This is a genomic window from Psychroflexus curvus, from assembly GCF_020164585.1.
GTDB lineage: Bacteria > Bacteroidota > Bacteroidia > Flavobacteriales > Flavobacteriaceae > Psychroflexus > Psychroflexus curvus.
Map to the genome: position 1 here is coordinate 1 of NZ_JAIQZF010000001.1, position 26,437 is coordinate 26,437.

At 41.7% G+C, this 26,437-nt stretch carries 19 protein-coding genes and 1 other RNA gene; 15 read left to right on the top strand and 5 right to left on the bottom strand.

Translation table 11 applies throughout. The annotated features are described in order from the left end of the window. Nucleotides 1-293: 293 nt before the first annotated feature. Nucleotides 294-1,154, bottom strand: coding sequence for a bifunctional class I SAM-dependent methyltransferase/HIT family protein (locus tag LB450_RS00005; RefSeq protein ID WP_224485763.1), 861 nt, complete (start codon nucleotides 1,152-1,154; stop codon nucleotides 294-296). A 5-nt stretch (nucleotides 1,155-1,159) separates the two neighbouring features. Next, nucleotides 1,160-2,206, bottom strand: coding sequence for an HNH endonuclease domain-containing protein (locus LB450_RS00010; RefSeq protein ID WP_224485764.1), 1,047 nt, complete (start codon nucleotides 2,204-2,206; stop codon nucleotides 1,160-1,162). A 151-nt stretch (nucleotides 2,207-2,357) separates the two neighbouring features. Between LB450_RS00010 and LB450_RS00015 the strand changes: the two genes are divergently transcribed. Continuing rightward, on the top strand, nucleotides 2,358-2,978 hold the full coding sequence (locus LB450_RS00015) for a class I SAM-dependent methyltransferase (RefSeq protein WP_224485765.1): 621 nt from the start codon (nucleotides 2,358-2,360) through the stop codon (nucleotides 2,976-2,978). Nucleotides 2,979-3,508: 530 nt separating this feature from the next. Here LB450_RS00015 and LB450_RS00020 read toward each other — a convergent pair. Continuing rightward, nucleotides 3,509-3,805, bottom strand: coding sequence for a GIY-YIG nuclease family protein (locus tag LB450_RS00020; RefSeq protein WP_224485766.1), 297 nt, complete (start codon nucleotides 3,803-3,805; stop codon nucleotides 3,509-3,511). Between the two features lie 468 nt (nucleotides 3,806-4,273). On the opposite strand from LB450_RS00020, the gene LB450_RS00025 reads away from it, so the two are divergent. Both LB450_RS00025 and katG read left to right on the top strand, forming a co-directional pair. Next, nucleotides 4,274-6,364, top strand: a complete 2,091-nt coding sequence (locus tag LB450_RS00025; protein WP_224485767.1) for a M28 family peptidase — start codon at nucleotides 4,274-4,276, stop codon at nucleotides 6,362-6,364. Nucleotides 6,365-7,326: 962 nt separating this feature from the next. After that, nucleotides 7,327-9,648 carry a catalase/peroxidase HPI gene (katG, locus tag LB450_RS00030; RefSeq protein ID WP_224485768.1) on the top strand — a complete coding sequence of 774 codons (2,322 nt, stop codon included), beginning with the start codon at nucleotides 7,327-7,329 and terminating at the stop codon, nucleotides 9,646-9,648. Between the two features lie 152 nt (nucleotides 9,649-9,800). Here the strand turns inward: katG and LB450_RS00035 are convergent, their stop codons facing one another. Then, nucleotides 9,801-10,220 carry an ABA4-like family protein gene (locus LB450_RS00035; protein ID WP_224485769.1) on the bottom strand — a complete coding sequence of 140 codons (420 nt, stop codon included), beginning with the start codon at nucleotides 10,218-10,220 and terminating at the stop codon, nucleotides 9,801-9,803. A gap of 505 nt (nucleotides 10,221-10,725) precedes the next feature. Here LB450_RS00035 and LB450_RS00040 point away from each other — a divergent pair. From LB450_RS00040 to LB450_RS00095, 12 genes are all read left to right on the top strand, one after another. Beyond that, entirely contained in the window at nucleotides 10,726-11,871 is a 1,146-nt protein-coding gene (locus LB450_RS00040; RefSeq protein ID WP_224485770.1) for a geranylgeranyl reductase family protein, read from the top strand. A gap of 147 nt (nucleotides 11,872-12,018) precedes the next feature. After that, a complete protein-coding gene (gene ald / locus LB450_RS00045; protein WP_224485771.1) occupies nucleotides 12,019-13,104 on the top strand; it encodes an alanine dehydrogenase in 1,086 nt (361 codons plus the stop codon). 120 nt (nucleotides 13,105-13,224) lie between these two features. Then, the gene (locus tag LB450_RS00050) at nucleotides 13,225-14,238 is read left to right on the top strand and encodes an endonuclease/exonuclease/phosphatase family protein (protein ID WP_224485772.1); all 1,014 of its coding nucleotides are present in this window, start codon (nucleotides 13,225-13,227) and stop codon (nucleotides 14,236-14,238) included. 138 nt (nucleotides 14,239-14,376) lie between these two features. Continuing rightward, nucleotides 14,377-14,712: a carboxypeptidase-like regulatory domain-containing protein gene (locus LB450_RS00055; RefSeq protein ID WP_224485773.1), complete on the top strand. Its 336-nt coding sequence runs from the start codon at nucleotides 14,377-14,379 to the stop codon at nucleotides 14,710-14,712. A gap of 12 nt (nucleotides 14,713-14,724) precedes the next feature. Further along, nucleotides 14,725-16,872, top strand: coding sequence for a TonB-dependent receptor (locus tag LB450_RS00060; protein WP_224485774.1), 2,148 nt, complete (start codon nucleotides 14,725-14,727; stop codon nucleotides 16,870-16,872). A gap of 26 nt (nucleotides 16,873-16,898) precedes the next feature. Then, nucleotides 16,899-17,852, top strand: a complete 954-nt coding sequence (locus LB450_RS00065) for an alpha/beta hydrolase (protein WP_224485775.1) — start codon at nucleotides 16,899-16,901, stop codon at nucleotides 17,850-17,852. Further along, nucleotides 17,852-18,760: a glycerophosphodiester phosphodiesterase gene (locus LB450_RS00070; protein ID WP_224485776.1), complete on the top strand. Its 909-nt coding sequence runs from the start codon at nucleotides 17,852-17,854 to the stop codon at nucleotides 18,758-18,760. Before LB450_RS00065 ends, LB450_RS00070 begins: the two co-directional genes overlap by 1 nt. A gap of 376 nt (nucleotides 18,761-19,136) precedes the next feature. After that, complete coding sequence (locus LB450_RS00075) at nucleotides 19,137-19,484, top strand: type II toxin-antitoxin system PemK/MazF family toxin (RefSeq protein WP_224485777.1); 348 nt, start codon at nucleotides 19,137-19,139, stop codon at nucleotides 19,482-19,484. A 1,235-nt stretch (nucleotides 19,485-20,719) separates the two neighbouring features. Next, nucleotides 20,720-21,054, top strand: an RNA gene (gene rnpB, locus LB450_RS00080) — RNase P RNA component class A. A gap of 183 nt (nucleotides 21,055-21,237) precedes the next feature. After that, the gene (locus LB450_RS00085; RefSeq protein WP_224485778.1) at nucleotides 21,238-21,801 is read left to right on the top strand and encodes an RNA polymerase sigma factor; all 564 of its coding nucleotides are present in this window, start codon (nucleotides 21,238-21,240) and stop codon (nucleotides 21,799-21,801) included. Next, a complete protein-coding gene (locus LB450_RS00090; protein WP_224485779.1) occupies nucleotides 21,788-22,450 on the top strand; it encodes a hypothetical protein in 663 nt (220 codons plus the stop codon). Before LB450_RS00085 ends, LB450_RS00090 begins: the two co-directional genes overlap by 14 nt. A gap of 90 nt (nucleotides 22,451-22,540) precedes the next feature. Then, nucleotides 22,541-23,662 (top strand): TonB-dependent receptor, encoded by a 1,122-nt coding sequence (locus tag LB450_RS00095; protein ID WP_224485780.1) that lies wholly within the window; start codon nucleotides 22,541-22,543, stop codon nucleotides 23,660-23,662. A gap of 660 nt (nucleotides 23,663-24,322) precedes the next feature. On the opposite strand, the gene LB450_RS00100 is transcribed toward LB450_RS00095, so the two are convergent. Beyond that, the gene (locus LB450_RS00100) at nucleotides 24,323-25,786 is read right to left on the bottom strand and encodes an aminoacyl-histidine dipeptidase (protein ID WP_224485781.1); all 1,464 of its coding nucleotides are present in this window, start codon (nucleotides 25,784-25,786) and stop codon (nucleotides 24,323-24,325) included. Between the last annotated feature and the right edge of the window lie 651 nt (nucleotides 25,787-26,437).

The window sequence follows — 26,437 nt, forward strand, 5'->3', positions numbered from 1 at the left end:
TTAATCTGCGATAAAAATTCTCTTCGGGGATGCGTTCACTCAATAAGAATCGAGTGAACAATTTCTCTTGATAAGTCTTTTTTCCTTGCATTACTAAAGATAATCAATTCCAAACTTTTCAATGCCAATCAATTCTATATATTTGCAAGAAATTGAGTTGTGCAACAGGCACACAGGCTATAATTCATTGCGGTTGAATTCCTTGGCGGAATTCAAAGCTATTTTACTATCTTTCGGCTACAACGGAAAGAATCCTGCGGATTTTTCCGCAACGAAATCATAGCCAGAAACGTTCAATACTCCTTTTTCCCGGGAATCACGCCTCTCACCCCGCCACGCGGATGTTTCACATCGCCTGTATAGCGAGGAATGATGTGGATATGGACATGGGGAATGCTTTGCCCGCCTGCCTCGCCGATGTTGATACCAATGTTAAAACCATCAGGATTGAATCGGTCTTGTAAGTCAGCTTTAATCAGGTTAATCAAAAACCAACAAGCAGATTGCTCTCTAAAACTGAGTTCGAAATAGTCAGACACCTTTCTTTTAGGAATGACTAAGGTGTGTCCTTCAGAAACAGGAAACTTATCCCGAAAGGCAAAGCAGCTGGCCAGTTCACCCACCTGCTCCTTGGGTTCCAGGCGTTCAAAAAACGGACTCACTTCCGGTTTGTTTTGGTTTAGATAGCAGTAATGCTGGTATTCGTAGATTTCTAGGTTATCGTTTTTAAAAATGCTTTCAAAAGGTAAGATGACATTGGTTTGGTAAGTCTGTACCTTATGGACAAAGTGCGTTCTAAAACCAGCTTTTGTAATCTCTCGCCTCACACTGAAGTAGGCTTTACCACCAAACTTTAAAAGCTTTGAGATCTGATAAAGCACTCTGGCTTGCTCCTGACTTTGAAGGACGTTCAAAACATAATGGCACAGAATGGTATCGAAAGTTTTGTCGGGATAGTCCGGAAAATAATGTGGATCATAGCCTGTGATGTCCATGCCTTTGGCCTTGAGTTCTTCCACATCCTTTCCTAAACCACAACCAAAATCAAGGCTTTTGCCACGTATCAGCTTCTTTTCGAGTAAAAGCCGGGTCGGGTAGGACATCTTTTCCCGTTCCTTGGCGGTGCGGTGTGAGTTAATGTTTTTTGTAGTCATGGTATCTATTCTAAAAATTCAAAACCATTGTTATGAGCTACTGTTATTAATGGACTTATCACATCTTTAAAATTATCAAATCTAATATTTTGATTTTCTGTAAACCTTGGAAAAACTGACAAGTATTCTTCTTTATATTTTTTGGGCATTGATTTGCCAAAAAACTTTATTGCGTCTGATTGTATATTGTAAAAAGAATTAAAATAAGAATCGAATCTCGGAACTTTATTATTCTTAGTTTTATTAAAACTTGAATTAATTGGAATTAAATTCCAAATTAAATCATGTGAAACAAAGGAGTAGGGCACAAAATGATCTACGTCGTAATTATTAATATCTATTTTTTCATTAGTAAATATGCATTTTGTATATGGTCTTTCCGTTAAGTAAATGTTCCAAAATTCTCTACGCTGTTTTGTTAATGTATTTCTTTTAGCAGGCTTTATAAGTTTACTAATTATATCTGGAGTACTTGGATTTCTCTTTTGAATGAATAATGCTAAATTCCAATAAATAAAGTCTTTGATAATTTTTGCATTCAATCTGATGTAATCGTACCAATTGTCATTTACTATGATTTTATCTTGATATAGACGATACAATGTATCCATGAAATCTTTCTGGGATTCCTCATATACATTTTTACCATTGGTGCTTTTTGTTTTAAACCAGGGACTCAAAAACCTGTACGGAACTAAATTATCAAGATGATAAAGGTTTTTTGTTAGATCGTCATTTTTGTTTTTTAATAACCCATTTACTATTTTTTTCTTGTCACTACTTTTAGATAAAGAAGTGGAATCGTATAAATCATTTATAATACTCGCTAGTTTATCCTGCACACCAAAAGATAATTTAAAGTACATGACTGGATACCATGCATTAGCAACCATTCTTGCAAAAACTTTTTCTTTTTGAATTTCTTTAGAACCTAATTCAATTTCTTCAATTATTCCTATAAACCAATAGAACTTATAAGTTGCTGAGGTGTGATTAAAAATACTGGCTAAAGCATTATTATTAATATCAGGAGAGAAGGGAAGTTGGTTCATGAAGTTTGGTTAAAATAGCATAGCTTTAAAACTAAACATTAAACAAACTCTAACAAAACATTTTTAGCTTATAATTCAACTCAAGAGTATTTAATTTTTGATATTGCATTTAGAATAGTAGCCTTTTGCAACAATTCCAAATAGAACAAGCATGTCAGAGTTCAACCGCAAGTCCCATTGGGACAAGATATACCAAACCAAAGCCCTTCAGGACGTCAGTTGGTTTCAGCCCACGCCCGAAACCTCTTTGAGTTTCTTTGAAGAATTTGAGGTGCCTAAAACAGCCAAAATTATCGACATAGGGGGTGGCGACAGCCTGCTGGTTGATCACCTGCTGGAGCGTGGTTACAAGGATATCACGGTGCTGGATATCTCGGCAGAAGCCATTGAAAGAGCCAAGGAACGCCTGGGCAGCAAAGCGGAGCAGGTCCTCTGGATAGTGTCGGATGTGACGACCTTTGCGCCTGAACGCCTCTATGACGTCTGGCATGACCGGGCCGCCTTTCATTTTCTAACCCGGGAAGAGGAAATATCCGCCTACATTACTATTGCTCAAAAAGGGATTGCACCTAACGGCCTGCTGGTGATGGGTACGTTTTCTGAGCAGGGCCCTACCAAATGCAGTGGCATAGAGATTCAGCAGTATTCTGAAACCAGCATGACCGACATCTTCAAACCTTATTTTGAAAAAGTTAGCTGCAGGACTGTAGATCACGAGACGCCTTCTGGAGCTATTCAAAACTTTGTCTTTTGCAGTTTTAAGAAGAACTAGGATTATTGTCAGTTCGAGCCCATGTCAGTTCGAGTGATTTGTAAAGCGATAGCGTAGCAAATTGTATCGAGAACTCGACTCAACGAGAACAATTTTGAATTCATGCTTTGAGACAAAACCACTTCTCGATATAATTTACTTGCTCTTGGCGAGCAACTAAATCACTCGAAGTGACAGCGCTTCTCGACTATTGTCAGTTCGAGTGTCCCGACAGGTTTTGTTGGGATGTATCGAGAACTCGACCTAACGTGAACAATTTTTTTTGATAGATATGATTTAAGAAAGCACTTCTCGATACAATTTTATTCCATTTCATTTCATAAAACCACTCGAAGTGACATTTCGAGAACTCGGCCTAACGGAAACATTTTTAGTGCTTTTAGAACGAACCACTTCTCGATACGATTTTATTTCGTTACACTCCATAAAATCACTCGAAGTGATAGCGCTTCTCGATCATTGTCAGTTCGAGTGTCCCGACAGGTTTTGTCGGGATGTATCGAGAACTTAGCCCAACGTCGTCATAAATTTCACTTAAATTTATTGCCAAACTTCTTTTTAGCGAGGTTAGGAAGTTTTTCATAATGACCATCAATTAAAGCTTGTTTTTTAGCTCTAGACCATTTTTTAATTTGCTTCTCCGTAGAAATAGCTCTTTCAACTTCTGAGAATTCGGCGTAATACACTAATTCAACAGGTCTTCTATTGAACGTATAACTTCCAAAATGCTTCCCGCTTTGATGCTCATTTATACGTTTATCTAAATTTGATGTAATTCCAGTATAGAATGTTTTATCAGAACATAAAAGGATATAAACGCAATACATAAATTGAGATATTTAATTTTAAAATTAGGCAAAAATTGTTTATCACTCCAGCCCCTGTCAGTTCGAGTGATTTGTAAAGCGATAGCGGAACAAATCGTATCGAGAACTCGACTCAACTTCATTATAAAATTACATCGTGAATTAAACTACACCTGTCTAACTTTTCGATACTTTTCGTTTGCTTTTAGGAAGCAAACAAAACACTCAAAGTGACAGCGTTTCTCGATCACTGTCAGTTCGAGTGATTTGTGGAGCGATAGCGTAGCAAATCGTATCGAGAACTCGACTTCACCAATTTTGAATTCTAAATTCTAAATTCTAAATTTTTAACTCATTACTCATTACTCATTACTCATTACTCAAAAACTCATCTCTTACCACTAAATTCCTCTTCATTTTAACTTTCAACCCTTTCCAGAGTCTTAAAATTATGTAAATTCATCTCCAGAATCTTAAAATTATCAAAGAATGAAAGGTATTATCATTAGTTTCAGCTTGCTTGCAGGAATCGCATTACAAGCCCAGGATCTGACGGGTTATAGCCCGGAAGGCGCCAAAACACAAGTTCAACTTGAAGCTCAGTTTCGGGAAAGCATAGACAAAACCCGCTTCAAATCCCATCTCAAAACCCTGACCGAAAACCCGCACATCGCCGGAACCCCAGCCAACGAAAAGGTGAAGGACTACATGGTTAAAAGTATGAGTGAGGCCGGTTTGGATGTAAAAACCTATCCCTACGACGTCTATATGAGCAGCGGTCCTGGTGAGTCTTTGGTAGAAGTCATTACGCCAGAAGCCATTGTTCTGGATCAGCAGGAAAATGCCCTGACCGATGATCCGTTTTCCAGCCATCCCGAACTGGTCAAAGGGTGGAATGCCTATTCCGGAAGTGGCGATGTCACTGCTGAGGTAGTTTATGCCAACTACGCCACCAAAGCCGATTTTGAAAAGCTGGAAGAACTCGGGGTATCGGTGAAGGATAAAATCGTTATCGCCCGTTACGGGGGGAACTTCCGTGGCTATAAAGCCAAATTTGCCGAAGCTTACGGGGCTGCCGGACTTATTATTTATACCGACCCCAAAGATTCAGGTTTTACGCGCGGACTGGTATTTCCGGAAGGCGTGTATTACAACGATAGTGGCATTCAACGCGGGTCCTTGCTCACTGCCGACTGGACCGGCGATCCCTTAACGCCTTACGAACCGGCTTTGCCACGGGATCATAAAGACTCACCGGAGCGACTCGATCCGACAGAAGCTGGTTTGCACACCATTCCGGTGACTCCCATTTCCTACGGCGCAGCCGATAATATCTTTAAGCACATGACAGGCGATGCCGTTCCACACAACTGGCAGGGCGGATTGCCATACACCTACAGACTTCAGGGCGGCTCCGATTTGAAAGTCAGGCTAAAAGTGGAGCAGCCTAAAGAGTTTACCGAGGTTTACAATGTGGTGGGTACGCTAAAAGGCAAAACCCATCCCGACGAGTGGATCATTCTGGGATGCCACTACGATGCCTGGGCCTTTGGCGCTACCGATCCCAACTCGGGCACTGCCATGCTGCTGAGCCTTTCCGAAACCTTGGGAGAGATGGCCAAAAACGGTATGCGTCCGGAGCGTTCCATTCTCATTGCACACTGGGATGCCGAGGAGCACGGTGTGATTGGGTCCAGCGAGTGGGTAGAGCAGTTCAAAGACGAGCTCAAAGCCAAAGCCGTGGCCTATATCAATTTGGATGGCGCTGTGTCGGGTAAGAATTTCGGAGCAGCGGCCTCTCCAAGCCTTAAAACCGTCCTTGCTCAGGCGACCCAGAATGTAGATTATCCCTACACCGACGAAACGGTTTACGAGCACTGGTCCAAAGACAAGGAGTCCCCGAGCATCGGCAACCTGGGTGGTGGTTCAGATCACATCGCTTTCTATATGCATGCCGGTGTGCCCTCCCTCAGTGGGGGTGCCAGCGGCCCGACGCTTTACCATACCAACTACGACGATTTCTTTTTTTACGAAAACTTCGTCGATCCCGAATTTCAAATGGGGCCTACCGTGGAAGCGGTCATGGGGACCCTCAGTTTGCGTCTGGCTAATGCCACGCTGCTGCCTTACGATGTGGTGAAGTATGCGACTGATTTGGATGCCCACTTCAATCATGCCGAAGAGCAGGTGAGGGGTTTTTATTCTGATTTTGCCGGGTTCAAGGCTTCAACCGCTGCGATATCCAGCTTAGAAGCTACTGCTAACCTGGTGGCGAAAGCCTTTTCGGAACAGCTTGAAAGTCAAACGATAAGCAAAAAGGAAGCGAAAGCACTGAATGCGAAGCTGCTGGCTTTGGAAAAAAGCTTTTTATATCCCGAAGGCATGCCTTACGGCGACTGGTACAAATCCCTATACGCCTCCTCAGACCCGTTTAGCGGTTACGCTTCGTGGATTCTACCGGGCATACAGTACCAGATTGAATTGCAAAATCGAGACAAGCTTGCGCAATGGGATGACATTTACGCCAAAGCCATCCGTGACCTGGATCAAAAGCTGGTGGATATCCTGGTGGAACTTTAAAACGGTGCAGTGGTGAAATAGTAATTTGGAGATGTGGTGGTATGGTCAGGTGATCAACTGGTCAACGGATTTAATTTAATCAGGCCATAAGAATGATGTATGCTTTTGCCTTTGGCCTTAAGCTTTTGGCTCGTTCAATGGTTGTTAGTTGCTAGTAAATCACACTTCCTAGTTCGTTATTCGTTTGTCGTGCCCGTGTCTTGAGATTCGTTCCTCGTTTGTCATGCCTCTTTGTTCAATTCTCTCTGTTCTTCTCTATATTTTTACTCACTACTCACTACTCACTACTCCTGTCGTGTCTTGTGATTTGCGAACAGTGGCTTCGATACATTTCGACTCCGCTCAATGCAACGCAATTCTCCTATCGTCGAATCACCTGCCTGCGGTCCCCTTGGAAGGCAGGCTCAGGCAGCAGAGTTTGTCAAAAGTGAACGGTGAACAGTGAAGCCTGAACGGTCAACGCTATTTAGGGAAGGTCAAAAAACCTAATACCTAACACCTACTCCCTAACTGTCCTGTTTCCTGGTTCTTGTCTCGTAATTCGTGCACAGTGGCTTCGATACAATTCTCCTATCGTCTTCGTTTTGGTCTTCGTTCTTAAATCAACAATCAGCAATCTCCAATCCTCTTTGTTTTATGTTCTTTTCTCTATTTTCATAAATCATAAATCAAAAATTAACAATCGGCAATCAACAATCAGCAATCTCCAATCCTCTTTGCTCTATGTTCTTTTCTCTATTTTCATAAATCTTAAATCAAAAATCAGCATTCAAAAATCTCCAATCCCCAATCTCCAATCTCCAATCCCACCTAAGTTATTCTGTTGATACATAGCTAATTTCAATACCAGAAACGCTAACTATCAGAAAGCCTTATGCTCTTATCAAAAACTATAATTTTCAAACGTTTGAGGAATGGATTTCGCGGCTAAATTTGTAGTTCAAATCAAATTATTTAGACCTATGAAAAATTTTATAATTGCTGCATTCAGTTTGTTTACAGTCGCTGTGTTTGCCCAGCAGAGCGCTGAAGCTGAGTACAAGACCTGTCCTGTTACAGGAATCCGCATCAAGGTGAAAGACGGTGAAAATCCTCACGCCAAGATGCAGGCCAAAACAGCGGAGGTGGAAACCGAAACTGCACCGACCAAAAGAACCGGTGGTAAAGACTGGTGGCCCAATAGCTTAGATTTAAGCGTCTTAAGACAGCATACGGCGAAGTCCAATCCGATGGACGAAGACTTCAACTACCGTGAAGCTTTTGCTGCTTTGGATTACGAGCAGCTTAAAGCCGATTTAGTTGAAGTGATGACCACGTCTCAGGACTGGTGGCCAGCCGATTACGGGCATTACGGGCCGTTTTTTATTCGGATGTCCTGGCACAGTGCCGGAACCTACCGGACTGCAGATGGCCGCGGGGGTTCACGGGATGGTCAGCAGAGGTTTGCACCCATCAACTCCTGGCCGGATAACGCGAATTTGGATAAAGCGCGACGATTACTTTGGCCGATCAAGCAGAAGTACGGCAGGAGTTTATCCTGGGCAGACCTGATGATTTTGGCGGGAACGGTTGCTTATGAAGATATGGGACTGGAGATCACCGGATTCAGCGGGGGTCGTGAAGATACCTGGGAGCCTGCCAGCACTGTGTACTGGGGACCGGAAGATGAAATGCTGGCCAACGACAAACGCTACGATGTGGAAGGCAACCTGGAGCGTCCCCTGGCAGCGGTACAAATGGGACTGATTTATGTGAATCCGGAAGGACCGGACGGAAAACCGGATCCGGCTCTGGCGGCAGCCGGTATTCGTGAAACCTTCGGCCGTATGGGAATGAACGATAAGGAAACGGTAGCGCTCATCGCCGGAGGGCATACCATTGGCAAGTCACACGGAGCAGCTTCAGCCTCGCATGTGGGACCCGAACCTGAGGCAGCAGCCATTGAAAATCAGGGGTTAGGCTGGATGAGTTCATACGAATCTGGTAAGGCAGAACATACCATCACTTCCGGACTGGAAGTGATCTGGACTAAAACTCCGGCAGAATGGAGTCAGGGTTATTTTAAGTCGCTGTTTGAAAACGAATGGGAACTGACGAAAAGCCCGGCAGGAGGATACCAGTGGATCGCGAATGAGGCGGAAGCTAACTATCCCGATGCGCACATCGAAGGCAAGTTTCATAAGCCAACCATGTTTACGACCGACCTGACTATGATTAAGGATCCTGGATTTTTAAAGATTTCTAAATTCTTTTATGAAAATCCGGAAGAATTCAACAAGGCCTTTGCCGATGCCTGGTTTAAACTCACCCACAGAGATATGGGGCCTAAATCCACTTACATTGGACCAGAAGCACCTGCCAAAGATTACATCTGGCAGGACCCGATTCCGGAAGCGGATTACGACCAGATTACGGCAGCGGATATCGAGACGTTAAAGTCAGATATTTTAAACTCAGGTTTAACGACTTCTGAACTGGTGATTACCGCCTGGAATTCAGCCTCAACCTACAGAGATTCAGACCGCAGAGGAGGAGCTAATGGGGCCAGAATCCGATTGGAGCCTATGCGCAACTGGGAAGTCAATAATCCAAAGCAATTGGATAAAGTCTTGGCTAAATACGAGGCTATTCAGAAGGAATTCAATGAGAAGCATTCCAGCAAAAAAATATCTATTGCCGACCTGATTGTGCTTGGAGGTAATGCCGCAATTGAAGTTGCCGCTGAGAAAGCAGGATATACCGTAGCAGTTCCCTTCACCCCGGGAAGAACCGATGCTTTACAGGAACAAACCGATGTGGAATCTATGGAATTGCTCAAGCCTATGGCAGACGGATTTACCAACTACCAGGGCAAGCGTTACACGCTGACCACGGAAGAACTGCTGGTGGATAAAGCACAGTTACTGACGCTTACCGCTCCTGAAATGACCGTTTTGGTGGGAGGAATGCGAGCTTTAGGCGCTAATTATGACAATACGGAACACGGTATTTTCACCGAAAGAGCAGGGGAACTAACCAACGACTACTTTGTAAACTTACTGGACATCAACAACAAGTGGGAAGCCAAAGATGAGTTCAGACGGGTGTTTATTGGGAAAGACCGAGCAAGCAATGAGGTCAAATGGACGGCTACCCGCGCTGATTTAATATTCGGTTCCAACTCAGAGTTAAGAGCCATAGCGGAAGTCTATGCAACGGCAGATTCAAAAGAAAAATTCGTCAACGACTTTGTCAAGGCCTGGTCTAAAGTCATGGAGCTCGACCGTTTTGATGTGAAAATGTAATGGATTGGTTTTTAATTTTTATTCAGGAAAAGCTCTGCAGTTGCAGGGCTTTTTTTATTTCTTAAATGTTCGTCCTGGTTCTTGTCTTAGTCTAATCCTTCGTCTTAGTCTTCGTTCTTAAATCAACAATCTCCAATCCTACATCCTAAAACCTAATTCAACTTTTTAGTTTTAACCAGCTTAATAATCGCGTACAGCAGAAAGCCCACCGGACCAAACATAAAGCAGAGCAGCAGGCAGGGAATAATCAGGTAGTGAGAAATCTCGTGTTTTCGCGACTGATTCAGAATCCAGTTACCTACGAGCAGGTCAAACACCAGATAATGCACCCAGCCGGTCAGTACAGCCTCATCGGAGGTGAACATGGCTTTGATGCCTTCCAGTTCACTGAACGACTCCATATCAAAATTTCCCAGGCCCGTGATGACATAAACGAGGTAAACGACAGCCATAGCTATGGAAAAGCCGTAAATCACAGGATTCCGCCAGGATTTGGAAGGGAAGAAAATGAGGATCAGCCAGGCTGGTAAGACGAAGGTGTTGACGATTTGAAAAACAACAGAAGCAGTCATAGGTATAGGTTTTAAAACTTAAATGTACTGTTTTTTTGAAAATTTTAGTGAGGTGGTGAACTGGTGAGTTGGTGGACTGGTTCGTGATTGGTCATTAGTTATTAGTTTCTCGTGGTTAGTTCCTTGCCCGTCGTGTATCGTGGTTCTTTATTCCTTAATAGTTACCTGTTACTCTTTACTCTTTACTTAATTGTCCTGTCTCCTGCTTCGAAATTGGTTCATCGTTTCTCTTTTCTCTTTGTTCTTTTCTCTTTGCTCTTTTCTCTTTTTCCAGATTCTATGTTCAAAAAATAATTATTTCTACTCACTACTCACTACTCACTATTCGCCCGTCGTGCCTCGTTTCTCCTAATTCGTGATTCGTTATTCCATCCTCCTTGTTCTTCTTTCCTTGCTCTTGTCTCTTTGCTCTTTTCTCTTTTTTCCTTGTTCTTTCCTCTATTTTCTTTTTCCTGATTCTATTTTCAAAAAATAATTTATTTTCACCCTAGATATAAACCAATTTATGAAAACATACGATCTCGCCATTATTGGTAGCGGACCCTCAGGGGCCAGTGCTGCGTTTGAAGCTGCAAAAAACGGTTTAAAAACAGTAATTATTGAAAAAGAGCTTTTGCCACGCTATAAAACCTGTGGAGGCGGATTTGTATTTAGAGGAAGAAAAAACATGCCTTTTGATATAACTTCAGCAGTGGAACGTGAATTTTTTGATGTGGACATCAGGTTTGATGCCAAACAATTAGCACTCAATACGGTGCGAAAACATCCGATTATCAGCATGGTCATGCGCGATGAATTTGATTTTTTGATGGTGCAGAAAGCTCAGGAGCTTGGAGTAGAACTTCTGCAAGGTGAAAAATTGACGGGATTAGATTTTCAGAATGAATACACGACTTTGACAACTTCTAACCAGAAGATTCAAGCTAAATTTATTATAGCTGCCGATGGAGCTTTGAGTCCAACGGCTAAGTTAGCGGGCTGGGAAGAATCCCGTAAGATGTGTCCGGCCCTGGAATATGAAATAAAAGTACCGGAGGAAGACTTTGAGCGTTTATCGACCTCGGCCCGATTTGATATGGACGTGATTCCTTTTGGCTACGGCTGGAGTTTCCCGAAGAAAAACCACCTATCGGTTGGTGTAGTCAATTTCTTTAAAACAAAAAAAAGCATAGATTTAAAAACTTACTACAGGGACTATTTGAAAATGCTCGGGATTACAGAAGTTTTAGAAGAACAGGCTCATGGCTTTATTATTCCAATAATACCCCGAAAGGATGGTTTTGTAAAACACAATGTGTTCTTAATCGGAGATGCAGCAGGCTTTGCAGACCCATTGACAGCAGAAGGCATTTCCAATGCGATTTACAGTGGAAAATTAGCTGTTAGAGCTATAGTAGAAAGCGAATTGGATTTGGAAAAAGCCATTCAGCTTTATGATGAAAAGTTGAATAAAAAACTACTGCCGGAACTTAGACTGGGTGTTAAACTCGCTGGTTTTTTCTATGAAAATAAAACCTTGTGCAATATACTTTTGAAAAAATACGGACAACGTGCATCTGAGTATATGACCGATATTTTTATGGGAGACCAAACCTATCCGCACGACTTCAGAGAAAAGGTAAAGCAAAAATTGAAGCTGTCTTTGTTTTGATACCGCAGAACCTCTTTTGTATAGCAAAGGCTTGAATTTTTTTTTAAAAAAATAAATGGATAAAAAAAAGGGGTCTTGTTATTTATTTAGACATAAATTTTATATTTACCCCTAAATTAATAGGGGGTATATTAAAATAATGTCATTATGAAAATAGGAGTGCCAATCGAAATCAAAAACAATGAAAGTCGGGTGTCCATTACACCAGCAGGTGTGTTTGAACTTTCCAAAAGCAAGCACCAGGTATATGTTCAATCTAAGGCAGGCTTAGCCAGTGGTTTTACAGATTTGGATTACAGAGAAGCCGGGGCAGAAATTCTACCTGACATTCAATCGGTATATCAGGTAGCTGAAATGATTGTGAAAGTCAAAGAGCCCATCGAAGAAGAATACAGCTTAGCTAGAGAAGGTCAGATTATTTTTACCTATTTTCATTTTGCTTCGAGCCAGACGCTCACTCAGGCCATGATAGACTCCAAAGCCGTGTGTATAGCCTATGAAACGGTTCAGGACGACGACGGGAGTTTGCCTTTACTCACGCCCATGTCTGAAGTTGCCGGTCGTATGGCTACACAACAGGGAGCCAAGTACCTCGAAAAGCCTATTCGAGGGAAGGGAATTCTCTTAGGCGGTGTGCCTGGTGTCACCCCGGGAAAAGTGCTGGTGCTGGGCGCAGGTGTGGTGGGGATACAGGCGGCCAAGATGGCCGCAGGTCTTGGTGCCCACGTCATTATTTTTGATATCAGCATGAAACGGCTTCGCTATGTCAACGACATCATGCCTAGTCATGTCATTACTGCTTTTTCAAACGAATACAACATCAGAAAGCACATCAAAACGGCCGACTTGATTATTGGGGCCGTACTGATAGCCGGAGCAAAAGCGCCTAAACTGATCACCAAAGACATGCTCAAAGACATGCAGCCCGGTACGGTGATGGTCGATGTGGCCGTAGACCAGGGTGGTTGTTTTGAAACTACCCGACCAACGACTCACGAAAACCCGACTTATATCGTAGACGATGTGGTGCATTACTGCGTCACCAACATGCCCGGAGCAGTGCCTTACACCTCCACTTTAGCCCTGACCAACGTGACCTTCCCGTATATTATGGAAATCGCAAATAAGGGATGGAAAGAAGCCTGTGCCTCCAATCCAGCCTTAGCTAAGGGATTGAGCTTAGAGGAAGGCAAAATTATTTGTAAGGAGATTTTAAAAGCAGAGTTGGTTTAAAGTAACCAAGTCCAATATCTTAAATCTGACATCTCATATCTAATTAAGATAAACATTTCATGATATAGATTTAACCTGAGATACATCCAAATTTGAGTGCTTTAAACAAAAATTTCTGTCATGAAAAAAATAGTTGTAAGCCTCGTTCTGATCGTTATTGCTTTTCTTGGATTTTATATCTGGGCTTCTTCTGGTGAATTTAATACAGACACTGACAGGTACGCGATTTATAACAATTCAACTTCAGAAGCTTTAGAAAAGGACACCTTATCCATCATGACGTTCAATATTGGTTATTTATCCGGCATGACCAACAACAAAGCTGTGGAAAGAACAAAAGCGCTCTTCGATGCTAATGCCAATAGCTTACTCCAGCTTTTAGATGAAAATTCAATAGAGATTCTGGCCTTGCAGGAAATTGATTTTGGAAGTTCCAGAAGTTTTGAAGTAAATCAACTTGAATTAATTCAGAAAAAAGGGAACTACAATTTTGCTGCTAAAGCCATAAACTGGGATAAAAACTATGTTCCCTTTCCTTACTGGCCAGTCCATCTTCAGTTCGGAAAAATCCAATCTGGTCAGGCTCTGGTAAGTCGATATCCTATACTATCCAATACTGTTGAGGTTTTGGAGAAACCTGTGGATCGGCCTTTTTATTACAATGACTTTTACCTGGACAGACTGATTCAGACCTCAAAAATTTCGATCAATGGCAGAGAATTGTCTGTGATGAATATTCATCTTGAAGCGTTTAGTGAGAAAACCAGAGCTATTCATTTAGAGCATGTTTTTGATACGTTTAAAGCCCTTGTTGCTAAAGGACCAGCCATATTGCTTGGTGATTTTAATGAATCTTTACTGCCTATGGAAGCTTCACTGATGCAGAAATTTTACAGTCAGCCTGGTTTCGGACATGCCATCTCAATAAGTCAGGTGACAAATTTTGGAGATGATAATTATACATTTAGCGCCGAAACCCCCAAAGTAAAAATAGACTACATCTTTTATTCCTCAGATTTTATTGAAATGATTGACGCAAAAACCATATCGAACACCAACTTACTTTCAGATCATTTGCCAGTGATGATGCGATTTCAGTTGAAAGGTGTTAATGGAAATTTATCTCTACGTTAATGGCGTGTCAATTAAATAAGTCTTTATATAATCTGCTTAACATTTCTTTAATAATTTTCACTAGTCTGTTAACATTTTGATGCTTTTCTCTTAAAGTTGTCTCGGTTTTCTACGGCTACTTTTGGAAAAAAAACAACAATGAGAAAGATTTATTTTTTGACAGTACTGCTAGGTTTAGTTAGCTTAACTAGTTTTTCACAATCGTATTCTATTTCAGGAGAAGTAAGAGATGCTGAAAGAAATTTAATTCCCGGTGCAAATGTGATGATTCCTGAACTCAATAAAGGGACGGTGACCAATTCTAAGGGAAAATATCAACTCAATACTATTCCAGAAGGCAGCTACACTTTGAAGGTGACGTATTTGGGTTTTGAAACTATTGAAAAGCTTATCGAAGTTTCAGGAGATATGCAGCTGGATGTCACGCTTAATGAAGCTAATTATATGCTGGATGGCATTATGGTTTCCGCTTAGAAGCGAGAACAAATGAACAAGGAGGTACCAATAGCTATCACATCTTATGGTGGTAAATTTTTAGAGAGCACCAACACCTTTGAATACGATGCGCTCTCAGAATTTGTACCCGGACTTCAGATTCAAATACAGAGTGTGAACAACCCTGGTATTGTGATTCGTGGAATTACATCAGATAGTGGAGATTCACGAGTAGAGCCACGAGTTTCTGTCTTTCAGGATGGTGTTTCTATTAGTAAATCCAGAGGCTCTGTGGTTGAACTTTACGATATGGAACGTGTTGAAGTTTTAAAAGGACCTCAGGGTACTCTGTTTGGTCGTGGCGCTCAAATTGGTGCCATACATCTGATTCAGAATAAAGCTAAAAATGAAAAATCAGGCTTTCTTAAAGCGGCCTATGGAAATTATAATCAGCGTATTATTACTGGCCATGTCAATACACCAGTGGTGGAGGATAAACTCTTTGTGAGATTTTCAGGAATATATAATGCACGCGATGGCTTTATAGACAATCTATCTGGTGGAGACCTCAACGGAAAAGAAACCCTGGCCTTTAGAACTTCCTTAAAATACCTCATGGGAGAACGCACAACATTAGATGTCATTGCTAACTGGCAAAGCGATACTCCACCGGGAACTTCCTTTAAAAGTGGAACTTTTGCTCCACGTGGAGGGACTACAAACCCAAATACATTCGCAGACCTCGAACGGGGTGAAGCCCTGGGACTGGATAGAGAGGTGTGGGGAATCACTGGAATTCTGAAACATGATTTTAATGAAAACTGGGATCTTACATCGATTACGGCTTACCGTCAATTTGATTCCGATGAGGCTTTTGATGCAGATGGTACAGCTGCTCCCGTGTTATTTTTCAGAGAGCAATCTGAAGGTAAGCAATTCAGTCAGGAGTTGAGGTTTAATTTCGATACTCAAGACAAGTTCAGAGGTTTCTTCGGAGTTAATTTCTTTGCTGAAGATGGTTCGCAGTCGGTTCCTTTTGAAACCAATGAACAGAGTTTTGCACTTTTATTACTCAATATTGAAAACTTAGTGGTGAATGGTGTTCCTCAGTTTTTACCAACTATTCCCAACAACCCTGCTTTTGGACCTTTAGCGGGAGCCCCTTTACTAGAATTTAACAAGGAGAGGTCAACAAACTTCGGTGAAAACTATTCCGGAGATATATTTGTTGATGGTTCTTACGATATCACCACTAAATTGACCGCAACTCTTGGTTTAAGAGCGACCTGGGAAAACATCAACGCAGGGCTAGAGGTAGAAAATGCGGATCAACCTGGCTTGCTTGGTAATTTTTTAGGCTCATTCCCCAATAACCTTTTTGCACCAACGAATGGGAGACGAAGCGCTAGTGAAAATTTCACCTCAGCTGTAGGGCGTTTTGCTTTGGATTATGATTTCAACGACGAAATTTCCGTCTTTGGAAACATCGCCAGAGGTCGAAGACCTAATGTCATAAACGTGACCGCATCCGACGTCAACGTGTTATCTGATGAAACCGTATGGTCTTACGAATTAGGGTTTAAATCCCTATTTCTGAAAAACAGATTACAGTTTGATGCGAATGCCTTTTACTATGACTATCAAAACTTCCAAACAACTATAGCAAGACTGGATCCTGTTGATGGTTTGGTAATCATTCCAAACGATAGTGGGAGTGCAACATCCTATGGATTCGAAACTTCTTTCCAATATGCTGTGAGTAAGGATATAAGCTTTTTTGCTAATTACGGCTACATAGATGCTACATTTGATGATGTTGATGAAGACGGAAACGAGCAGGCTTTGGCAGGTAACCGCTTTAGGTTAACCCCGGAACATTCGTTTTCGCTTGGCGGTAATATCGGTTTTCCTTTATCTGACCGGTTAGAAGGTTTTTTCCTGCCTACGTATTCCTTCAAATCTGAAGTGTTCTTTGAAGAAACCAATTTACCCAACATTTCGCAAGAGGCTTATGGATTATTAAATTTAAGAGCAGGGCTTAGGTTGGATGATACCAAAGAATTGACGTTTTTCATGACCAATGCTCTGGATGAAGAATTTATTATCGACGCTGGGAATACTGGTGGAGCCTTTGGAATTCCAACCTTTATTGCTGGCCCGCCCAGATTTTTTGGAGCACAATTTTCAATTAGATTTTAATTAGTTTTATAACCTGAAGGATACTTATGAAAAGCATTTTAAAATTGGTAGTCATGAGTTGGATGCTGTGGATTTCTCCACAGCTTTCCGCTCAGGCTATTTCAACCTATACCAATGAAACCATCGACGAATGGATTCAGGAGCAGGAAGCTGAAGTTTCAGATTTGAAAAAAGACAACAATGCCATGATTTCCTGGGCAAATGACACAGAGTCTCCTACAGCCTTGGTTTTTGTATACCTACATGGATTTGGTGCCAGTCGAATGGAAGCAGAGCCAGTGGTTTCCAAATTGGCAGAAGAATTTGAAGCCAATGTGTTTTATGCCAGACTCAAAGGACACGGCAGAAGTGGAGTGAAAGGCTTTGAGCAACTGACAAAAGAAAACTATTTACAATCCGCTGAAGAAGCTTTAGAAATTGGAAGACTACTTGGAGATAAAGTGGTTTTGATAAGCACGTCAACAGGGGGGACCTTAAGTCTTTATTTAGCTTCGAAGCATGAAGATATCGCTGGATTGGTCCTGTATTCACCTTTTGTAGGACTTAAAAACCCCATGATGAGCCAGATTACGACTCCTCAAGGTCGGGAGATGTTCAAATCTATGATTGGAGGTGAAGTTCAGAAAACGGACCGTCCAGAGCCAGAATCCAACTACTGGTCAACCGAATACCATATCAATGCCTACGTTGCACTCATCGGTATGCTTAAAGAAACCATGACTCCCGACACTTTTAATGCTGTGACAGCACCTGTTTTTATGGCGTATTACTATAAAAGCGAAGAAGAACAAGATCAGGTCGTCTCTGTTTCAGCTATGCTTGAAATGTACGACCAATTAGGAACTCCAGAAGATCTAAAACAGAAACAAGCGTTTCCAGAAACCAGGAATCATGTCATCGCCAGTGAATTGAGATCCCAGGATTGGAAATCAGTTTTAGAAGCCTCTCAAAATTTTATTCAGGAAAAAATCAAAAAGTAATGAACTATCTATTTATGCTTTTACTCACCTTACCCTCGTTGCATGCTCAATCTCAAAAAGAGACCGCAATCTCAAAATCTACGACCTATGCATTCGATCTTCAGGGGCATCGTGGAGCCAGAGGACTCGCACCTGAAAACACACTGCAGGCCTTTCAAAAAGCCTTGGAGCTTGGGGTAAACACGCTTGAACTCGATGTGGTTGTTACCAAAGACAATCAGGTAGTCGTCTCTCATGAGCCCTGGATGAATGCAGATATCTGTCTAGACTCCGATGGCAACGCCATCAAAAAAGATGACGAAAAGGTCTTCAATATTTATCAACTGACTTATGAGGAAGTCAAAGCCTTTGACTGCGGAAGCAAGCTTAACCCTGCGTTTCCAGAGCAGGAACTAGAGTCGGCTTACAAACCTTTACTCAAAGAAGTCCTAAACATGGCGGATAGCCTGAGTAAAAATCACGGTAAGAAGATCAAGTACAATATTGAATTGAAAAGCCTTCCCGAGGGCGATGAGCTTTATCATCCAAAACCAGCGGATTTTGTTAAACTCGTGATGGAGGTGCTTCAAAAAGAAACCAAATTGAAACGGGTGAATCTGCAAAGCTTTGATTTCAGAATATTACAGGAATTGCACAGGTCCTATCCAGAGGTAAGACTTGCCGCTTTAGTGTATAACACTGATTTTGAGACTGCATTAACGGAATTGGGTTTCGAACCTGAAATCTACAGCCCCTATTTTCCTTTGGTTACTAAAAAGCTGGTCAGTGAAGCCCATGACTTAGGAATGAAAGTCATTCCATGGACCGTCAATGAGACAGAGCAAATGAAGACCCTGCTTAAATTCGGCGTTGATGGTCTTATCACCGACTATCCAGACCGCGCATTGAAGCTGAGGAAGAAGAAGTAGTGGATAGACGTGAGTCTTTGAGTTGTTAGTTAACTAGTAAACCGGTAGACTGGTCGACCAGTTCACTGGTATAATAACTACAGATAATTATTTAAACTTTTAATATACTTTTTTGATGTATTAAAAGAATATATATATGTAAAATAAATAAGCATATGAAAACCGTATCTTTAAAAATAGACGATTCAATTTTCGGTGAAACCGAAAAAAACCTTGGTAAAATCAAAAAAACCACGTAACCGTTACATTAACGAGGCTTTAGATTTATATAACAAACTTCAACGTAAGTAAATCATCGAACAAAAACTAAAAAAGGAGTCAGAACTTGTTAAGGAAGATTCTATGGCTGTGCTTAAAGAATTTGAAAAAATCGAAGATGCAGATTAAGCAATTTGAAATTTGGATTGCAGATTTAAATCCTCAAATTGGAACCGAACCCGGTAAGACCCGCCCCGTCTTGGTTATTCAGACCGATTTACTCAACAATGTATCTCATCCGTCAAATTTGGTTAGCTCTTTAACGACCAATGTTAAAAAAGACTTAGAAATATTGAAGGTTCATGTTAGAGACGGAGTTGCAAACGTAAATCAGCCTTGTGATATTATGATGGATCAAATTCGTGCGATTGATAACAAAAGACTCCTTAAACGAGTAGGTCTATTACCTGAAGAACTATCCAATGTAGTGAAAGAAAATATCAAAATCATAACGGATATCGACTAAATTAGCAAGTCAGCCAGTATATTATTCAATTAGTCAACCAGTTCAAACGCTCTAACCTGTGATTGATTTTCTTCTATTGAAACCAATAGCTTTGGTGAGATTCATTATTGGTTAATCCATTCTGAAGGGATGATATAGGTATAGATATTCAACCATGCTTCTATTCGACCCTGACAGGGTCGTATTAATTTCTAGCTTCATAAGCTATAATCATATGAATCCTTCGGATTCTTTATTCTAGCAAGAGCATTTGAAGTAATCAAATAGTCTGTTTAAACCAGTCAACTAGTCCATTGTTTCTGACGCTAGTTTAAGCCTGTCTACTTAGCTTATAAAAATAAACGTTTTGCTCGGGTTAATTTCTTCTATTGAAACCAATAGCTTTGGTGAGATTCATTATTGGTTAATCCATCCTGAAGGGATGATATAGGTATAGATATTCAACCATGCTTCTATTCGACCCTGACAGGGTCGTATTAATTTCTAGCTTCATAAGCTATAATCATATGAATCCTTCGGATTCTTTATTCTAGCAAGAGCATTTGAAGTAATCAAATAGTTTGTTTAAACCAGTCAACAAGTCCATTGTTTCTGACGCTAGCCTAAGCCAGTCTTCTTAGCTTATAAAAATAAACGTCTTGCTCGGGTTAATTTCTTCTATTGAAACCAATAGCTTTGGTGAGATTCATTATTGGTTAATCCATCCTGAAGGGATGATATAGGTATTAAACCATGCTTCTATTCGACCCTGACAGGGTCGTATTAATTTCTAGCTTCATAAGCTATAATCATATGAATCCTTAGGATTCTTTATTCTAGCTAGAGCATTTGAAGTAATCAAATAGTCCTGTTTAAACCAGTCAACTAGTCTCACTGCTAGCGCGAGCCTGCCTTTGTCGGCAGACAGGCATCTTGCTCCTGCAAGTACTGTCAGTCCTGTTTAGTATCTCGTGTTTCCTTACTGATTATTTGTTACTATTTACTTTCTACTTAATAGTCTTGTCTCGTGGTTCCTGTTTCCTGATTCGTTGCTAATTGGTCGTTGCTCTTTGCTCCTTGTTCTTTTTTCTATTTTTCTAACTACTCACTTGTCCTGTCTCGTGGTTCGTGTCTCCTGGTTCCTGGTTCCTGTTTCCTGTTTCCTGTTTCCTTACTTATTACTCTCTACTTACTACTATTTACTTACTACTCTTCACTTTCACAATCAAAACTCCAATAATTAAACTTACTTTTGCAGGGCAGGTCGCCCTATCGCTGCTCGTCATAGGCGAGGAGAGGAAAGTCCGGACACCATAGCACAACATAGCGGGTAACGCCCGTCGTCCCGTCCCGATAGTAATCGGGACGGGGAAGGACCAGTGCAACAGAAAGCAAGTACAGTTCGGCTGTAGTGAAATCGGTAAACTCTATGTGGTGAAATGTTATGTAAACCAAGGCTTGAGGGTTGTGCGCCCGATCTTGGAGGGTAAACAGATTGAGGTTTTTGGCAACAAAAATCCTAGATAAATGATAGGGTCCCAATCCCGATCGGGATCGGGAACAGAATCCGGCTTACAGACCTGCTTTTTTTTCTTTTTTTGATTTTGTGCAGAACACATTTTAAAAGGTCACGACAGTTGCTTCAACCCCCGTCCTTCCTGAAAGCGGATGTCTGGTGAGGAAGACGATTGAAAATTTTTTTAAATAAACTGGAGGCTTCAGGCAACACTAAAGGCTTTTTTGTCGTCTATATCTATAGACACACCATTCAACTGTGAAACTGATCAAACTACATAAAGACTTAGAGCAGATTATCCAAGATGCTCAGCGGCATAACCAAAAGGCACAATACCGTCTTTACAGAAAGTTTGCTCCCAAAATGCTCTCGGCCTGCAGGCTTTACATTTCAGACCTTCATCATGCCCAAGAGGTGATGTCCACTGGCTTTGTGAAAGTCTTTAAAAACCTGCACCGCTTCGAAAACAAAGGCAGTTTTGAAGGCTGGGTCCGCCGCATCATGGTGACCACAGCGATCGATTTTCTCAGACAGCAAAAGCACATCGAATTCTCTACCGATGTTATAGAACACTATGAAGTAATAGACATGCCAAGTCTAACCGAGTGGTCGGTGGAGGAACTCCAGGAGATAATAGACGAATTGCCTGAAGGTTACAAGCTGGTGTTTACCATGCATGTGATCGAAGACTACACGCACAAAGCCATTGCAGAAACGCTCAATATCACAGAAGCGACCTCCAGGTCGCAGCTGTTTAAAGCCAGGCGACTGCTCAAAACCAAATTAGAAACACATAGATCCTCCTCTCATGGACAAGTTTAAAGACGACATACAGCATAAATTTAACCAGCGCGACCTCCAGCCAACGGAGGAAGCCTGGGGGAAAATCACCGGAGAATTGGCCAGTTCCCGCACAATTAAAACGAAAGCTCTGTGGCTTTGGAGCGGCATTGCCGCCGGGTTTATCGGACTCTTGGTTTTACTGTCTCCAGCTTATTTTTCTGTTTCTGTAGATCAGGTGCCTGTGGCAAATTCAGAAGAAAAGCAAACTCAGGAAATGGAGGCTGAAAGACGCAATATCGTATCTGTCATTCAGCTTCAGCCAAAAGCGATAAAAGCTACATTCGTTCAGCTTCCTAAATCAAAACTAAGGATCGAAGCTCCTAAATCTATTAGCACCAGTAACTTAAAGCCTAATCACTTAAAAGCTAAAACCTTACTGGCCGAGGTAGAGCAGGAGCTGGAAGAGGAGCGTTTCCGTCAGCAGAATGTAAGCGAAGTAGAGGTTTTATTAGCAGAGGCCAGAGCCGGCTTGTCCACTCCAAAGGATAAACAGATTTTCGATCAGCTCACGGCTAAACGCCTTTTGGCTGAGGTGGATTCAGAAAATCCGGACTCTTTTCAGGATAAAATTTGGAAGCTTATCGAAGTGAATTTCAATGAATTAAAATCCAGCCTTGGGGCTAGGTAATTTATACCAAAATACAGCTATGTTGGCGCCCAATTTAAAGACATACCTGTTTTTATTAATCTAATGTTCAACCTATAAAATTTTAAAATTATGCCTGTTAAAATAACACTTATGGTCCTGTTTTTAGCCAGTATGTGCAGTACATCACTTCTGGCACAGAACAAAGATTTTTCGATCTTTTCTGAGAATGAAACTTTAGAGCTGGAACAGCTTATCAGCAGAATTGAAACTGAAGAAAAGCGCTTTTTGAGTACGAAAGTGAGTAAAATAAATTCCCAGCTGGAAAAGGGAGAGCTATCACCTGCTGAAGCTGAAGACCTCAAGATGGAGGCTGCGATAGACTCTGCTACAAATATTGAAGAAGCACAGGAATTGGTCACTGACTGGGCTTCCTTTCAAAAAAGGAAATATGGCGAAGTAGACTTTGATCAGTTTGAAGACTATGATTCTTATTTGTCCATAATCGATGAACTGGGTCTAAGCCCATCAAGTTTCACCTTCGACCTGTTTGAAATTTCATCTAAAAAAGAAGTTTCACAGGATGGTTTAAAACACCGGGATCTTCCCTATTCATCCAGAACAAGCAGTGCAGTGTTCTCCAGTTTGTCTTTTAACAACGCGGTTTTGGATGGCGAAAGTATAGACGATACCCCCTTCAAGTTTGGAGGGAGTCGCAGTTTTGAAATTGGTTATGAGTGGAGTACACGGGTGTTTAAAGAAACCAATTTTTTAAGATTGACCTACGGAATTTCTCTTCAGTTTAATGGTTTAAAACCAAAAAACAATTCCGTTTTTGTTCAGAATGGCGAACAGACCGAATTTCAAGAATTTGGATTTGATCTGGACAAATCAAAATTCAGAATGGACAACTTAATCGTTCCAGTTCATCTTCAGTTTGGAAGTTCAAAGACCACGGTTCTGGATAATGGCAACAAGCGCTTTAGCGATCATGATTTTAAAGTGGGTCTGGGTGGATTTGCAGGTATAAATTTACTGAATACTCAGAAGTTAAAGTACAATGACAGCCGAACCGATGTGAAGCTTCGTGAGCGGGATGACTTCAATACCAATGATCTGTTGTACGGCCTTAGTGCTTATATAGGCTGGGAAAACGTAGCGATCTTTGCTCAGTATAACCTTAATTCCATTTTCAGCGATAACCTCACCGACTTGAATAATTTCCAGATTGGTATCCGGACACACTGGGATTAAGTCTATTAAATCAAAACTAAAAAGGCTCTTGTTGAACAACAGGAGCCTGTTTTTTTTGTTAGTCTCGGCGAATGTGGCTGATGAGGAAGCTGTTTCAAATTTACCGATCGCTATCGTTTTGATGAAGTTTTTTGCTTGGATGAGCCTGCCGGCAAAGGCAGGGAATCTTTTATATCGAATCTTTAATGCTTTTCGATAGTAGAGATTCATCAGTCGACTGTAGTCTCCTTCTGAATGACAGTGATGCTTGTCTTTCCGACGATAGGAGCCTGCCTGCGCCTGCCTGTCGTGCCTCTGGCAGGCAGGTTTCCTTGGCAAAGGCAGGGAATCTTTTATATCGAATCCTTAATGCTTTTCGACAGTAGAGATTCATCAGTCGACTGTAGTCTCCTTCTGAATGACAGTGTTGAGTGTCATTCCGAGGGAAGAGAAACGACGAGCCTGCCAGCGCCTGCCTGTCGTGCCTCTGGCAGGCAGGTTTCCTTGGCAAAGGCAGGCCTGCCTGCCAGCAAAAGCAGGGACTCTTTTACTCCAAAGCAAGCAAAGATTATTCACTCCGTTGCTCTAGGTTCTGCGCCATAGGCGGGACAATTCATCCAATACGTAAATGAGAACATAAAGTTAACGAATAAATTCCCCCTTTGGGGGCTAGGGGGGATTCTATCCTTTTACCGGTATCTGTTTCAGGACTTCCTGAGTCAGTTTCCAGAACTTTTGGGTGCTGGAAATGCTGGCGCGTTCGTCCGGCGAATGCGCTCCACGAATGGTTGGCCCAAAGGAAATCATATCCATGTCCGGATAATGACTGCCTAAAATCCCGCATTCCAAACCGGCATGGCAGGCAGCGACATGGGCTTTTTCATTGTTTTGTTCCTGGTAAATACGGTCGACCACTTTTAGAATATCTGAAGACGGATCGGGTGACCAGCCTGGATAGTCGCCAGATAAATTGACTTGAAATCCAGCCAAATCAAAGGCAGAGGATAAGGAATTGACCAAATTGTCTTTGGATGATGTCAGTGAGGATCTCGTCAGGCATAAGACTTCAATCTTACCATCTCCCAGCGAGATTTTAGCGATATTGTTGGAGGTTTCTACCAAGCCTTCAATCTCAGGACTCATTCGGTACACCCCGTTATGCGCAGCGTAAATGGATTTCAACACCGCATCCTGCACATCGCTGCTCATGATTTTCTTAGGCAGTTCGGTTTGCTGCAGGTCAAACTTCATCTCCGGCTCAAGGCTGGCAAATTCAGATTTGACTTCATGAAAAAGAGTATGGAGGGCGTCTTCAAATTTGTCTTTGTGTTCCTGATGCACGATGACCACGGCTTCGCTTTCACGGGGGATGGCGTTTCTAAGTCCTCCGCCTTCAATGCTTGCGACTCTGGAGTTAACTGTTGTGTAAGCCGTGTATAAAAGTCGGTTCATCAGGACATTGGCATTGGCCAGGCCTTTGATGATGTCCATACCGGAATGTCCGCCCTGCAGGCCTTTAAGCTTGAGTTTGTAAGCCAGCGAATTTTCGGGAATCGATTCTTCGATATAAAAACGCGTAGCGGTCATATCAACGCCGCCGGCACAGCCAATCCCAATTTCATCATCTTCCTCGGTATCGAGGTTGAGCAAAATCTCACCTTCCAGAATACTGCCATCCAGCTCTTTGGCGCCGGTCATACCTGTTTCCTCGTCGATGGTAAACAAAGCTTCCAGGGCGGGATGTGGCATATCCTTACTCTCCAAAATCGCCATGATAGTCGCTACTCCAAGTCCGTTATCGGCTCCAAGCGTCGTTCCTTCCGCTTTTACCCAGTCTCCATCCACGTGCATGCGAATGCCTTCGGTGTTAAAATCGAAATCCGTGTCGTTATTTTTTTGGTGAACCATGTCCAGGTGTGACTGTAAAACCGTGGTTTTACGATCCTCCATGCCGGGAGTCGCCGGTTTTTTGATAATCACATTTCCAACTTTGTCCTGAAGGGTTTCGAGTCCCAAAGATTTCCCGAACTGCATCATGAATTCAATGACTTGTTCTTCTTTTTTGGAAGCTCTTGGCACGGCGTTGAGGTCTGAAAAGTGTTTCCAAATGACTTTAGGTTCAAGGTCTTTTATAGTGGTGCTCATATTTTTGATTTTTCACAAAGTTAAGACCCTAAGTACAATAGGATGGTAAGGAATTGATAAAATTATGTTGAGATTGATTGTTCTTTAATAGTATTTTCTGGTAGAATAACAAAGACCGCTTCGCTTTAAGAGAGCAGACATAAGAGAGGATAAGGCTTTAATTTAATTTAGGAAGTTTTATGATCAAGGGAGCGTGTAATTTTTACTTCAATAACTGCTTTTTGGTTCATCATCAAATAGCAAAAAAGATGTCAGGGCTATGCCCCTTTATGAACTGGGTTCACATCTTCTAAGAATATTACAGGGCTAACGCCCCTATTCTAAGCTGTGTTCTCAACAATATGTAAAACTAAAACGATTTTACTATTAAAGGGCAGCGCCCTTAAATCTTAATAAAAAAACATGACTTGAAAACAAATCAAAGGGGCAGCGCCCTGACATCTAAAACTATCTTTGCTTTATAGGCATTACAAAACCCCATGGTTTGTACCTACGGCAAAAGGCTTTTATATTGGTTTAGGTTTTACCGATGACAGTCCTTAGCGGGAGAGGATCCCGTTTCTTTATTTGGAACCGCCCTGGCATCTGAAACCCTCATTGATTTAGCGCATAGGCGCAGAGTTTGCTTTACTAACTAATTGTACCATTATA